Consider the following 12,822-nt stretch of genomic DNA (forward strand, 5'->3'; position numbering starts at 1 on the left):
TGCCGCAGCCGGCACACGCCCTGTCCGTCAACGAGACTGTCATCGCCCTGCTCCGCCCGAGGCCGGACCTGGCCTGACTCGTGTGCGACGGGCGGCGCCGCAACCGGCGCCCGCACCCGAATGAGGGTGCGGGCGCCGGCCATTCGCGCGGGACTACTTCAGGCCGAAGGCCCGGGTGACGGTCTGGGTGATGCCGCCGCCGTTGTGCTGCTTGGCGGTGACGCGGATGGACACGTAACCCGCCCTGGCCGGCGCGTGGAGCTGCGCCTGCCAGGTGCCCTTGGCCGCCCTCAGTTCCTGCGGCTGCCAGGAGGCCCCGTCGTCGTAGGACACCTCGAGCTTGACCGAGGAGACCCCGTCTTTCGCGTCGTCACTGCCGAGGACGACGGGTTTGACGGAGAAGTCCGACGTGCGCTTTGCCCACCCCGCGAGGTCCACCGCCGTGTCGTAGTCGAGCTGGACCAGCGGGATGGGCTGGTCGTCTGCGGTGCTGGACTGGAAACTCCATTCGGTGTGCGTGGTGGCGGAGTAGGGAGTGATGTCGGTGTCTCCCCGTGTGTCGACCACGAGCCGGTAGGGGAGCTTCTGCGGGGCCAGACCGCCCACACCGAATTCGTCAGGCCCGTCCGGGAAGTTGCCCATGATCTTCGTGTCCCCCTGATAGAGGGCGAAGTCCCGGTCCGTTGACAGGTGCGGTGCGCTACCGCTGTGGGCGGATCCCCCGTCTCCGTAACCCTTGATAATTCCCTGCATGAAGTCGCCGTACCGGTGCGGTAGTTCGAAGCTGAGGAAGCGCGGGCGGATGATGGGGCCGTACCAGTGCTCGCTCTGCACGCTGCCCGGACGGTAGCTGACGATGTCGGTGTAGGTTGTCATGCCGTCGGCGACGCCGGCGTACTGCTGCCATCTCACGTCGGCGGACACCCAGTCGGTGCGGGGGCCCGGTGCGACCGGCTCCCTCGGGAACACCACCGGGGGCACCCGCTGGTAGACGTTGTAGGGGAAGGCGGCCGGGCGCTCCTGGTACGGCGGGTTGTCCTCCCGGCTCTCCCGGATCTCCTTGCCGGCGGGCGAGGCGAAGACGTTGTCGACACGGGCGAGGCTGCCCGGGTCGGTCGCCGCGGAGGGGTCGTCGGGGATGCCGCCTTGGTGGTAGTCGGCCAGATCGTACAAATACTCCGGCGAGGGATGGGCCTCCACCTTCAGCTTGGTCGTCCCCGGGGACGTGATCGCCTTGATCAGATCCGCGCCCTCGTCGACGGTGACGGACGCGACCGGAATGGGCCCGGCCGTGCGGCCGTCCGGGTTGCCGTACCAGTCGACCAGGCGGCCATCGGCGTTGTTGACCACCAGGAGAAACTCCGCACCCGCGGCGCGGGCGGCTGCCATCCGGTCGGCCGGTGTCACCTCGGCGTCGGCGCGGACGATCACGGCCTTGCCGCGCGCGGACAGGCCCGCGTAGTCGGCGGGCCTACCGGTGCCGGCGAAGACGGCCTCGACGTGCGAGGCGCCGTCCTGGAACGGGGCGGAACCTGGCTGCACCAGCACGGTGTCGTCGAGGCTGTGCCGGCCGTAGGTGATCTTCAGCGGGGTCTGCTTGGCGCGGATCCGGGTGGTGAAGACGAAGCTGCCCTTCTTCACCTCGCTCTTGGTCGGAAGCGCCCACAGGCTGTCGTACTCGGGCGAGATCATCATGATCTCGTACAGCGCCTGTGCGTCCTTGTACGTGGGCTCGCTGGAGGTGAAGGACCGGTAGAGGTCGACCCTGCTGGTGGTCACGGCCGTGGGCTTCGGTGTGTCCACCTTGACCTGGCGGATGCGCGACGCGTCCAGTTCCACCTCCCGGTCGGCCTTGAGTTCCACCTCAGGCTCGGTCAGTACGGCGTAGCCCAGGGAGTGCGGCCCGTTGCGGCCCTCCACATCCATCATGGAAACGAGGGTGTAGGAGCCGGGAACCCAGCGGCTGGTGAGTCTGCCGTCCGGGACCCACACGTAGGTGCTCTTCCCGTCGGCGCCGACGATTTCGACGCCGCCGCTCACGGGCTTGCCTGCGGAATCCTTCAGATGGACCGTCAGGTCGTATCTCTCGGACTCGACGGACATGCCGACAGCCGTGTGCACGACGCCTGCCCCGGAACGCGCTATGACCTGGGCGCCGTACTGGCCCGCCGCGAGTCCCGTCGGGGCCGCGACGACCTCGACCGTCGAGGTACCGTGCGCCGGGACCGTGACGTGGTCGGCTGCCAGGGTGAACGCCCCCGCAGGCGAAGCACCGCGGTCCACCGTGAGACGCAACGTGACAGCACTGCCGGTGGTGTTGATATAGGTGATCTTCCGCTTGACCGGATCGTGCTTCCGGTCCTTCGTCCAGCGCACCAGCCCCACGTCCACGGACCCGGTCGCGACCACCTGGTCCCGAAGGTAAGCGGCGCCGACGTCCAGGCGACCGGCGCCTGCCTGGTAGGGCGTGTAGTCCGGGGTCAGCGCGCTGGTACTCAGCAGCGTGTCCTTGATCTGCCGAGCCGACCACTGCGGGTGCTTCTGCGCCAGCAGTACCGCCGCACCAGTGACGTGCGGCGCCGCCATCGAAGTGCCGCTCATCGTCTGGTAGTAGCCTTCGGCACCACTGACCTGCTGCGAGTTCGCCGCCAGCACTCAATGCCCGGCGCGGTCAGGTCGGGCTTGAGCCCGTCGTCCTTGAGTCGCGGCCCGGTGCAGGAGAGCGCGGCGAGGACGTCGGAGGAGTCCACCGCGCCAACGGTGAGCGCGGCGTCCGCGGTGCCCGGAGCGTTGACGGTGCACGAATCGCCGGTACCCGGAATCAGATTGCCCGCGGAGATGACGAACAGCGCGCCCGTCTCGGCGCTCAGCTTGTTCACGGACTGGCTCATGGGATCGTCCTGGGTGTGCATCGCCGCCGTGCTCAGGCTCATGTTGATTACCCTGGCGTGCTCGGTGCGCGCCGCCCACTCCATGCCGGCGATGATCCCCGAGTTGGAGCCCGAGTTGTCGTCCCCGAGGACCTTGCCCACGATCAGGTCCGCGCCGGGGGCGACTCCCCGTTCCTTCCCGCCGGAGGCGGCGCCGGTACCGGCGACGGTGGAGGCGGTGTGGGTGCCGTGGCCGTTGCGGTCGACGACCTCCTGGCCCTCGACGAAACTGCGGGACGCCACAACGCGATCGACCAAATCCGGGTGGGTGAAGTCCACCCCGGTGTCCAGAACGGCGACCCGGACGCCCTTGCCCGTACCGCCGGCCTTCCACGCCTCGGGCGTGCCGATCTGCGCGTTGCTCTCCGCCATGGTCCCCTTCGCCTTGGCGTCGAGCCACACATCGTCGACACCGGCGGCGAACGCTGGACCCTCCGCGTCGTCCGCGTCGTCCGGGTCGTCCGAGCTTCCTGCGGTCCGTGCAGCCGACCGCGAGGCGTCCTGTCCGGAGGCGTCGGTGAGCGCCGACCAGAAGGTGGCGGCTGTCGACCGCTGGGCCTTGACGGCAGCTCCGTTGATGGACGGAAGCCCCAAGGTGGTCTTCGCCCCCGGCAATGCCGTAACGGACGGCTGGGCGTCCTGGGTGTCACCGCTCTTGCGAGCGGTCGCGTTCTCGGTGCGAGTGATGATCAAGGGAAGTGCGCCGGTGTGGGCGTCGTCGTAGCCCTGAGCCAGCAACTGCGTGATGTTGAAGAGCTGCTTGTCGAGCCGGCCGGTCGCGATGTAGCGCAGCGCCTCGTCGGGGTACACGAAGGTGTCGCCGCCCTCGACAGCGACACGCACCGAACCCCGGGCTCCCGGCGCGCGCTGGACGTCGTCCACCGACACCGCCCCGCCCGCCTGCTGAGTTGCCTTCACCTTGTCGCCGGTGATCAGTGTGACGGCGAACGGCGCGGGTTGCGCCCCGCCCTGGCCGACGGCCGTGGACTGCGGAGGCGAGGGAGGCGTGACGCCGGACGCTGTGGGAGAGACCAGTAGACCGGCAACAACTGCTGCGGCAAGGGAAGTCGCAGATCTTCGGGTTATTGGCACTCGCAATGAGTCCTCCTGAGTCGATGTTCGAGCGCATCTGATCATCAACTTCATGGAGGTGTAAAGTTATTGAACTTCCGGCTGGCGGTCGATATCATGCGGAATTCTGTTGACGCTTCGCCCATGGGCCGGCGGCGGGGCGTGAACGGCGCAGCGGTCGCGACGTTGAGTCACTCAAGTCAACTAGCCTTATCCGAGTCCGTGTTGGTGACGGACGACGGTACGGAGACGGAGTCCGCGCGAAAGGACAATCCCGGCCTTCAGCGAGCGTGAACAAATGTGCGCGATGGCCCGCTTTGGCGGAATGTGAGCTGTCCGGAATCCTGCCGACCGGTACCGCTGCGATCTCCGCGATCATTTACGCGAGTGAAACACCGCCGTTTCCTCGCTTTGACGCGATCCCTGTGGAATCGCAACCCGGAAACACGCGCAGGCTCCACGGGGACAGGGGACTTCACCGCCTGAACGTTTCGTTCACCGTCCCGTCACTTACCGGCCATTTCGTGACGGCGGTCGGCACCCGGCAGAGTGGGCGGGCCACTTGGGTACATGGCCGCGGGCTCCGGCCCCTGCGCAGCACCAGGTCGACACGGTGGGCGACAGCCGACTGCCCTGAACTGCTCTCGGGGGCAGGGCTGTTGCAAAGTCTTGATGATCTTGCATGTGTGCAGGTCGGGTGCGTGAGCGAGCCCGAGAGGCGTGCCCGTGTCCGACACAACGAAACTCCGGTTGGTGCCGGTGACCTCCAAGTCGCCTGCGCCCAACGGAGTTTCGATGTGCCGTCAGTCTGCCACTGTGTGTCTGGTCAAGTCCCCCTCTCGCGGGCAACGCGCCGAGGCGGATCTGGTGGTGCGGCTCGCTGGGCTGTCCGACCCGCGTGACCGGCGCGGCCGCCGGCACCCGATGGTCGCAGTCCTGCTGACGGCGTGCGCGGCCGTGGTCGCCGGGGCGAAGTCCTTCGCCGTGATCGGCCAGTGGGCCCGCTCCGCGCCGCAGGGGACCCTGGCCCGGCTCAGCACCCGCCAGGCCACCGCCTTCGGCGTCCGTATCCCACCCAGCGCCGCCACGATCCGCAGGGTCGTGGGCGCGGTGTGCCCCGGGGGCCTGGCCGACCTGCTCGGAGCCGACCCCGCGGGCGCGCAGACCCTGGCCGTGGACGGCAAGACCGCACGCGGCTCCCGCACGGCCGGCACGCCGGCCGCTCACCTGCTGGCCGCGTTCACCGGCACCGGGCAGACCGTCACCCAACTCCGCGTCCCGGACAAGACCAATGAGATCACCTGCTTCGCGGCCCTGCTGGCCCCCTACGACCTGGAAGATGTCACCGTCACCGCCGACGCCCTGCACACCCAGCGCGCGCACGCCACCTACCTCGTCGAGGAGAAGAAAGCCCACTACGCCTTCACCGTGAAGCGGAACCAGAAGAACCTCTACCGGCAATTGGCCACTCTCCCGTGGGCGTTGGCGACGAAGAAGCACTACGACCGCACCGCCGGCCACGGCAGGCTGGAGACCCGCGTGATCCAGGCCCTGACCATCACCGAACTCGGCAGTTCGACATCCCGCACGCCACCCAGGTCGCCCGCATCACCCGCCACCGCACCGACCGGCGCACCGGCAAACGGACCCGCGAGGCCGTCTACGTCATCACCGACCTGGCCTCGGGGCAGGCATCCCCGGAGCGTCTCGCGAAGATCGTCAGGTCGCAGTGGGGCATCGAGAACCGGCTCCACTTCATCAGGGACACCGCCTACCAGGAGGACAAGTCGAAGATCCGCACCGGTCACGGCCCCGAGAACAAGGCAACCCTGCGCAGCCACGCGAACAACGTCCACCGCTCGGCAGGGCACACCAACATCGCTGCAGCCGTCCGCGAAGCCTCCTACGAGCCCTTCACTCGCCCCCTCGATCTCCTCGGCATCGCCTGACCAGCACACCTACATGGTCACTGCGACTTTGCAACAGCCCTGGGTCGAGGCACCCTCGAACCGCGCACCCGACAGCCGGCGTCGGTCGGTCTCCGCGAGGGAGGGGGACGTGCGTCCTGCTGCGACCCGGGGCCCAGCCGAAACCCCCTCCATGAAGCCCGCCTTCATGCGCCGCCCTGCTGCCAGAACCCCCTGCACGACAGATACCCGCGCGCCTGATGCGTGACTGATACACGACGGATACGGGACGGCCGCGCGGGCGAGCGTAAGCGGATACGGCACTTCGGCCGTACGGACACACGGCTCACCGAGGGTGTTCCGGAACCGGTACGCGACTCCTCGCGCCCCAGTCCCGGAGGTCTTTCATGGATTCTGTTCATATACGTTCATCAGTGAGCACGGCGTGACGAGCCGCGTGATGGTGGCCAGCCGTCCCCCGGGGGCGTCCCGGTCGTCCGATCGTCACCGGTACGTTCCGGCGCTCGACGGGCTGCGTGCTTTCGCTGTCGCCGTTGTCGTCGTCTACCACGTCCACCCGGCGTGGCTACCCGGTGGCTTCCTCGGCGTCGACGTCTTCTTCGTCCTCAGTGGATTCCTGATCACCGATCTGCTGATCACCGAGCGAGCAGTCAATGGCTCCATCGACATGTACCGATTCTGGGTCCGCCGTGCTCGAAGACTGCTGCCCTCCCTCGCACTGGTCCTCCTGGCGATCACAGCCGTGTCCACCGCGCTCCGGCCCGCCCGGACGACTCCGGTCCCCGGCGCTCTCCTGTCCGCGGCCGGCTTCACCAACAACTGGTGGCAGATAGCCACCCATACCTCGTATTTCGCCACCTTCGGCCCCCTGCCGTCGTTCCAGCATCTGTGGACACTGAGTGTGGAGGAGCAGTTCTACCTGCTCTGGCCCCTCGTCCTGGTCGGATTGCTGCTCATTCGCAACCGCACCGCATCGATGGCTGTGGTCCTCGTCATGGCGGCTGCCTCTGCCACCTGGATGCTGTTGCTGTACCGGCCGGGCGACGATCCCTCGCGCGTGTACTTCGGCACGGACACCCATGCCTTTCCGCTGTTGCTCGGCGCGGCCCTTGCCCTGGCCCGCCCGGCTCTCCGGGGTACCGCCGGCCGTCCTGCACGGCTGCTGCCGCTGTGCGAGATCACTGGTCTTCTCGGCCTGGCGGTGTTGCTCGCTCTTGCCGCCACGGTCTCCCAGGAGGACGAACTGCTCTATCCGTACGGCTTTTTGGCGGCCGCCCTCGCCACGGTTTCGGTCCTGCGGAGCGTTCTGCAACGGGACGGATGGCCGGCCAGGCTTCTGTCGAACGCTTTGCTGCGCTGGATCGGCAAGCGTTCCTACGGGATCTATCTGTGGCACCTACCGCTGATCGCGCTGGCGGCTCCGGACGACGCAGGCTCAACCCGTGTGCCTCTCAGGCCCATCGTCGCGGCAGCGCTCTCGGTGGGGTTCGCGGCGGTGTCCTACCGCTGGGTCGAGCAACCGGTACGGCGCCTCGGCTTCCGAGGAGCCTTCCGAGAGGTGCTCCGATCGCTGGCCAAGGCGGAGTCGTCCAGCCGCTTCAGGCTCGTGACAGCCAGGGCGGCAGTCGCAGGAGCGGCCGCGACAGTGTTGCTGGCGAGCTGCGGACTGGCCACCGCGCCACATTCCGCAAGCACTTCATCGGCCGCGGTCGCCGCCGGTGAGGCGGGCCTCGAAAGCGACTCCTCGGTGCCTCTTTCACGCCGGATCACCGCCATCGGTGACTCCGTCATGCTGGCGGTTGCCCCGGCTCTGCAACGGAGATTCCCGGGAATCAGTATCGACGCGAACGTCGGCCGCCAGCTGCGCACAGCCCCGGACCTGCTCGGCACCCTCAAGCGGAACCACTCGCTGGGACACACCGTCATCATCGGTCTCGGTACCAACGGGCTCGGCGGGGTGCAGGACTTGAGAGCCGCCATCGAAGAGATAGGCCCTGAAAGACGCCTGCTGATCATTACGGTCCATGCCAAACGCGACTGGTCGCGGAGGGTCAACGTGGACATCAGACAGGCCGCCGATGAGCACCCCCGCACAGTCGCTGTCGCCGACTGGGACAGGGCCGTTGCGGGTCGTGAGGACCTCCTTGCGGACGACGGCATACACCCCGGCCCCGGCGGCGCGAAACTCTACGCCGACACCGTCGCGAAGGCCCTGGCAAGGCTCCAAAAGCACGGATCATGACAGCGGGATGCGACGACGGCGCGCCTTCGGCACTGAAGCGGCGGCCGCACGCACCGCCCGCAGGCGGGCGTGCGTCCACCAGTCGGTGAGGGTCCTTTCACCAGGAAGGGCCCGACGTCCTGCTGGAGGACGCGGAAAAGCGGAGCGTGGCCACCGCACCGCCTTCCGGGGAATTGGAGAAGGAGAGGTCCGCACCGATGACACCGGCCTGACCTGAGGCGATGATCAGGCCCAGGCCGTGGCCACGGCCTCGCTCGACCACCCCTGTGCGGAATCGTTGCGGTCCGTCGGCCAGGAGTGTTACGGGGTAGCCGGGGCCGTGGTCCCGTACCGTGATCACTGTGCCCTTCAGCGTCACTTCGACCGGTGGACGGCCATGCCTCTGAGCGTTGGCCACAAGGTTGGCCACGATCCTGTCCAGACGGCGCGGGTCGGTTCGGACCTCCGCCGCCCCGGTCATGTCCAGCTCTGCCGCCAGCCCGATCCTGGCCAGGCATTCAACAAGGAAGTCGTTCAGGCGCACCGGTCGCAAGTCCGCCTGCTCCCCGCCCGCGTCGAGGCGGGACACCTCCAGCAGATCCTCTACGAGCGTCCGCAACACCCGTACCCTGCCCCTGACCATCTCGGTCGCCTCACTGTCGGGAAGCAGTTCGGATGCCGTGAGCAACCCCATGAGAGGTGTGCGCAATTCGTGGGCGACGTCGGCCGTGAAGTGCTGCTCGTCCAGGAGACGCTTTTGGAGGGAGTCGGCCATCGAGTCCACGGCGGCCGCGATCTCGGTGATCTCGTCGCTGGCAGGATGTGCCGCGGCGATGCGCGCGCCGAGGTCGCCGCCCGCGATGCGACGCGCCGTGACTGCCACGCGCCGCAGTCGTCGGTTCGGCAGTTCCGCAGCCAAGGCAGCCATCGGAACCACGACCGCGAGCACGGCGATCGAGGCCAGCCACATGTGGCGGTCGAGTGCCTGCAGGTTGCGGAGATCCGGGCCCATGTCGATCCGCACCGCACGGACCTGTCCGTCGACCCGGCGGGCCGCCCACATCCAAGGTTCTCCCGGGCGCCTCGCGTCGTACCAGGTGACCATGGATTGGTTTTCCAGCTGCCGGCGAACCGGTTCAGGCAAGGCGCCGGCGTCGTACGCCTCGCCTGCGTCGACATCCGCAAGCGCCGCCAGCGCACGCCCCCTGCCCTGGGTCAGAGACCACTCGCTCGTGCTGTGGTGGACCAGGAGACCAACCGCCAGCGCAACCGCGCAGGAGCATGCCGCAGCCAAAGCGGCGATCTTCCACCGCAGCGACCTCCAGTTCAGCGATGCCCCCAGGGCATGGATGAGTCGGGAGCTCATGTCAACGACGCAGCTTGTAGCCGAACCCACGAACCGTCTGGACATGGTCCGCCCCGATCTTCTTGCGCAGCCTTTGAACGGCAAGATCGACGACACGTGTGTCACCATCCCACCCGTAGTCCCACACGTTCCGCAACAGGGTCTGGCGGTCGAGCACGATCCCCGGGTTCGCCACGAACTCCAGAAGCAGCCGCAGCTCCGTGGGGGTCAGATCCACCCGGCGACCGGCGACGAACACCTCCAGCCCCGCCGCGTCGACGTCCAGGTCTCCGAAGGTACGGCGTTCGGAGCTCCCGGGCGCCACCGCCTCCGCAGTGAAGGCAGCGCGACGCAGCGCCGAGCGAATCCGGGCGACGAGCACCGACGTGTCGACCGGCTTGACGACGTAATCGTCAGCACCGGCCTCCAGGCCCGCGACCACATCCAATCCGTCGCCCCGCGCCGACATCATCAGGACCGGAACGGTACTGGACTCCCTGACTCTCCGGCACAGGCCGATGCCGTCTAGTCCCGGCAACATCACGTCCAGCAGGAGCAGATCATGCGACTGCTCCCGAAAAAGCTCCAACCCGTCCAAGCCGTCACCCACAGTGGTGACCCGGTACCCATAGCGCTCCAGCGCCAGGGCCACCGCCCTGCGGATCACCTCGTCGTCCTCGACCAGAAGGATCGACGGATGGCGAGACCTTCCTGGTTCGCCGGCGGTCGCGTGTTCCATTCGAAGGGCTCCAAGGGTCGCCGTACATGCCGTACAGGGGCGCGGCAGATGCCGCCGCACAAGAGATCGCTACCGCGCAGGATCAGGCAGCCACCGCGCAGAAGGGGATCACCACGCCGGCGCGCCGAGCAGATACCGGGCCTGCGGACACCGGGTCCACCAATGGGAGCGCCGACGCGGGTCCGCGCCCCGGCCAGGCATCCGTAAAGACGGTGGACATGACGACGGACCAGGAGTGGACCTGGTCCGTCGGCATGTACTCATGTGGCCCGACTCCTACTGGACGGTGGTGGCCGTGCTTCGCCGCAGCAACTCGGTGAGCGCCTCGCGCTCTCCACCCAGGGTATCGAGGTACTCCGACAGGCAGGCGCTGACGATCTCGAACGGCCTGTCAGTGATCTGGCCGGGCATCGTCTTCATCACATCGATCATACGGGTGAAGCGGTCATTCACATCGGCGCTGAGCCTGCACACGGGCCGCTGCTGTGCTTCCCCTCGTAGCGTGGAGTCGTGACTCGATCAGGAGTTGAGGGTGGCGAAGCGACGTAGCTATGACGCCGAGTTCCGTGAGGGGGCGGTTCGGATCGTGCTGGAGACGGGCAAGCCAGCCGCGGTGCTCGCACGGGACCTGGGCGTGCACGAGGGCACGCTGCAGACGTGGGTGAGCCGGGCACGCGGGTCCGCGGAGGCTGGCAAGGGACCGTTGAACGAGTCCGAGCGGGAGGAACTGGCCCGGCTGCGGGCGGAGAATGGGCGGCTGCGCAAGGACAACGTCGAGCTCGGCATGGAGCGCGATCTCCTCAAGCGATGCATGGTCCTGTGGGCGAAGCAGCTGACGCGGACCCGGCAGCGGTTGTCGGGGTGATCAGCGACTGCAGGACCGAGGACAAGATCCCGCACACCGTGGCCTGCCGCACGCTCGGCGTCTCGACGGCCTGGTACTACAAGTGGCGCAAAAGACCCGCGAACCCGATGAAACGCGAGGTCAGACGAGCAGCGCTGACCGAGCGGATCAAGCACTTCTTCACCGCCTCCGGCAGAACCTACGGATCGCCGCGGATCGCGCTCGACCCTGGGCCGAGGGCTGGCAGGTGTCGGTGAACACGGTCGCAGAGATCATGGCCGAGCAGGGCTGGTAGGGCCGTGAGCCGAAGAAGCGCAAGAGCCTGACCCGGCAGGGCAAGCGGCCCGCTGCCCGGGACCTGGTGGGCCGGCACTTCGACGCCGTCGCCTCCGACGTGCCCTGGTGGGGGGCGATATGACCGAGATCGGCACCGGGGAGGGGAAACTGTACCTGGCCACGGTGATCGACCTGTTCTCCCTCCGCTGCCTGGGCTACGCCATGGGCGCCCGCCACGACGCCGCCCTGGTGGCCGCCTCCTTGCAGATGGCGGCCGCGACGCGAGGTGGCGACGTGGACGGAGTGATCTTCCACGGCGATCGCGGCAGCGAATACACGTCCGCGGCCTACAGCGACCTGTGTGACAGGTTGGGTGTGGTGCAGTCCATGGGGCGGGTGGGCTCGTGCTCCGACAACGCCGCCGCCGAGGCCAGGCGCGATCCTGCTCAGCAACATCCCCGAATCAGCCACAGCCCGCCCGCAAGATCATGTGACGAGCCTTGAGTGACGGGCAACCTGCCTCCGTAGCAACATCCGTGCTTCGCTTGCCGGCAGTGGCCGACATCGATGCCGTCGCCGAGCTCTACAGCGCGAAGTCGAGCTGCTCGACGCCGGTAAAGGTCACCTGCAGACCAGCGGCACGACGTCCGCGGTCGCGGAAGTAGATCTCCCCCGAGCTACCGCATACGGGCCCGGGACGACTTTGGGATCGGGCGGGTCAACGCGCTCTGCACGGCCTCGTCCAGGCTGTCCTGGAGCATACCCATCGGGCACGTCCTCGCCTGCCGCAAGCAGATCGGTCGTCTGTGCCGGCCGCAGGCGGACGGGCCGCTCTTGGCCCGGTACGGCCATCCAGGCATCCGGAAGCGTTGATCAGGAGTCGGCATCCAGGTCGGAGACTGTCGGCGCTGGTGGGCCCGACTCCGCCGCCCCTCTTGGGCGCGGCAGGTGAGCGGCCCCCGCTGTCGTGTGCCGCCAAGCCACAGGGGGCAGAACTACACCACCCGGAACGCGGGGAAGCGAACCACAGGATGGTCAGAACCCGATGTCGCTCCCCCGGCGTTTCAAGCGCCGCCAGTGAAAGGCGCAGGCAATTCAGAGCCGCCAGCGGCGGATCTGCTCAGCGCACGCGTACACATCCGCGCGCCCGGCACGGACCTGTCGTGCCAGGTCGCCGAGTGCACCGTAGGGAGCATCGACGGCTTCGCCGGACGCCGCCATATAGGCCACCGCGATCAGCGCTCCGTACATCGCGTTACGGGCCGGCAGCGGGCGCACCGAGACGATCTCGTGGAAGAGCGCCGCTGCACGCCAGGCTGCGTCCACGGTGTAGTCCAGCTTCGGAGCGTTGACCCGGTGCCGGGCGACTGCTGCGACAAGGCCGGAGAAATCGTGCACCGACGGCTCCTTCGGCAGGACCTCGGCCTGACGTTCGAGCAGCCAGCGGATGTCGACCTGCAGCTCCACC

11 protein-coding genes are annotated in these 12,822 nt (G+C 68.0%); 5 read left to right on the forward strand and 6 right to left on the reverse strand.

Features of this window, described 5'->3' with window-relative positions:
* Window positions 1-153: 153 nt before the first annotated feature.
* Window positions 154-2,601: a S8 family serine peptidase gene (locus PV364_RS16605; protein ID WP_319660775.1), complete on the reverse strand. Its 2,448-nt coding sequence runs from the start codon at window positions 2,599-2,601 to the stop codon at window positions 154-156.
* On the reverse strand, window positions 2,598-3,848 hold the full coding sequence (locus tag PV364_RS16610; protein WP_319660776.1) for a S8 family serine peptidase: 1,251 nt from the start codon (window positions 3,846-3,848) through the stop codon (window positions 2,598-2,600). The genes PV364_RS16605 and PV364_RS16610 overlap by 4 nt, the downstream gene beginning before the upstream one ends.
* Window positions 3,849-4,925: 1,077 nt before the next feature.
* Between PV364_RS16610 and PV364_RS41255 the strand changes: the two genes are divergently transcribed.
* Entirely contained in the window at window positions 4,926-6,176 is a 1,251-nt protein-coding gene (locus tag PV364_RS41255) for an ISAs1 family transposase (RefSeq protein ID WP_415924569.1), read from the forward strand.
* Between the two features lie 177 nt (window positions 6,177-6,353).
* Window positions 6,354-8,171: an acyltransferase family protein gene (locus PV364_RS16620; protein ID WP_319660778.1), complete on the forward strand. Its 1,818-nt coding sequence runs from the start codon at window positions 6,354-6,356 to the stop codon at window positions 8,169-8,171.
* A gap of 97 nt (window positions 8,172-8,268) precedes the next feature.
* Here PV364_RS16620 and PV364_RS16625 read toward each other — a convergent pair whose 3' ends face one another.
* The 3 genes from PV364_RS16625 to PV364_RS16635 all read right to left on the reverse strand — a co-directional run bounded on the left by PV364_RS16625 (window position 8,269) and on the right by PV364_RS16635 (window position 10,654).
* Entirely contained in the window at window positions 8,269-9,516 is a 1,248-nt protein-coding gene (locus PV364_RS16625; protein WP_319660779.1) for a HAMP domain-containing sensor histidine kinase, read from the reverse strand.
* 1 nt (window position 9,517) lies between these two features.
* A complete protein-coding gene (cseB, locus tag PV364_RS16630) occupies window positions 9,518-10,234 on the reverse strand; it encodes a two-component system response regulator CseB (RefSeq protein ID WP_319660780.1) in 717 nt (238 codons plus the stop codon).
* A 276-nt stretch (window positions 10,235-10,510) separates the two neighbouring features.
* The gene (locus PV364_RS16635) at window positions 10,511-10,654 is read right to left on the reverse strand and encodes a hypothetical protein (protein ID WP_319660781.1); all 144 of its coding nucleotides are present in this window, start codon (window positions 10,652-10,654) and stop codon (window positions 10,511-10,513) included.
* A gap of 112 nt (window positions 10,655-10,766) precedes the next feature.
* Between PV364_RS16635 and PV364_RS16640 the strand changes: the two genes are divergently transcribed.
* From PV364_RS16640 to PV364_RS16650, 3 genes are all read left to right on the forward strand, one after another.
* Window positions 10,767-11,099, forward strand: coding sequence for a transposase (locus PV364_RS16640; RefSeq protein ID WP_319660782.1), 333 nt, complete (start codon window positions 10,767-10,769; stop codon window positions 11,097-11,099).
* Window positions 11,096-11,335: a hypothetical protein gene (locus tag PV364_RS16645; RefSeq protein WP_319660783.1), complete on the forward strand. Its 240-nt coding sequence runs from the start codon at window positions 11,096-11,098 to the stop codon at window positions 11,333-11,335. The genes PV364_RS16640 and PV364_RS16645 overlap by 4 nt, the downstream gene beginning before the upstream one ends.
* A gap of 157 nt (window positions 11,336-11,492) precedes the next feature.
* Window positions 11,493-11,858, forward strand: coding sequence for a DDE-type integrase/transposase/recombinase (locus PV364_RS16650; RefSeq protein WP_319660784.1), 366 nt, complete (start codon window positions 11,493-11,495; stop codon window positions 11,856-11,858).
* Between the two features lie 591 nt (window positions 11,859-12,449).
* Here the strand turns inward: PV364_RS16650 and PV364_RS16655 are convergent.
* Window positions 12,450-12,821 carry a toxin Doc gene (locus PV364_RS16655; RefSeq protein WP_319660785.1) on the reverse strand — a complete coding sequence of 124 codons (372 nt, stop codon included), beginning with the start codon at window positions 12,819-12,821 and terminating at the stop codon, window positions 12,450-12,452.
* Window position 12,822: the final 1 nt, after the last annotated feature.

Origin of the sequence: Streptomyces sp. MI02-7b (assembly GCF_033793585.1) — a bacterium.
Lineage (GTDB): Bacteria > Actinomycetota > Actinomycetes > Streptomycetales > Streptomycetaceae > Actinacidiphila.

Excerpts from the sequence above, each read along its gene's own strand:
- PV364_RS16605 (WP_319660775.1), bottom strand. The coding sequence starts at position 2,601 with ATGAGCGGCACTTCGATGGCGGCGCCGCACGTCACTGGTGCGGCGGTA.
- PV364_RS16625 (WP_319660779.1), bottom strand. The coding sequence starts at position 9,516 with ATGAGCTCCCGACTCATCCATGCCCTGGGGGCATCGCTGAACTGGAGG.
- PV364_RS16635 (WP_319660781.1), bottom strand. The coding sequence starts at position 10,654 with ATGAAGACGATGCCCGGCCAGATCACTGACAGGCCGTTCGAGATCGTC.
- PV364_RS16650 (WP_319660784.1), top strand. The coding sequence starts at position 11,493 with ATGACCGAGATCGGCACCGGGGAGGGGAAACTGTACCTGGCCACGGTG.
- cseB (WP_319660780.1), bottom strand. The coding sequence starts at position 10,234 with ATGGAACACGCGACCGCCGGCGAACCAGGAAGGTCTCGCCATCCGTCG.
- PV364_RS41255 (WP_415924569.1), top strand. The coding sequence starts at position 4,926 with ATGGTCGCAGTCCTGCTGACGGCGTGCGCGGCCGTGGTCGCCGGGGCG.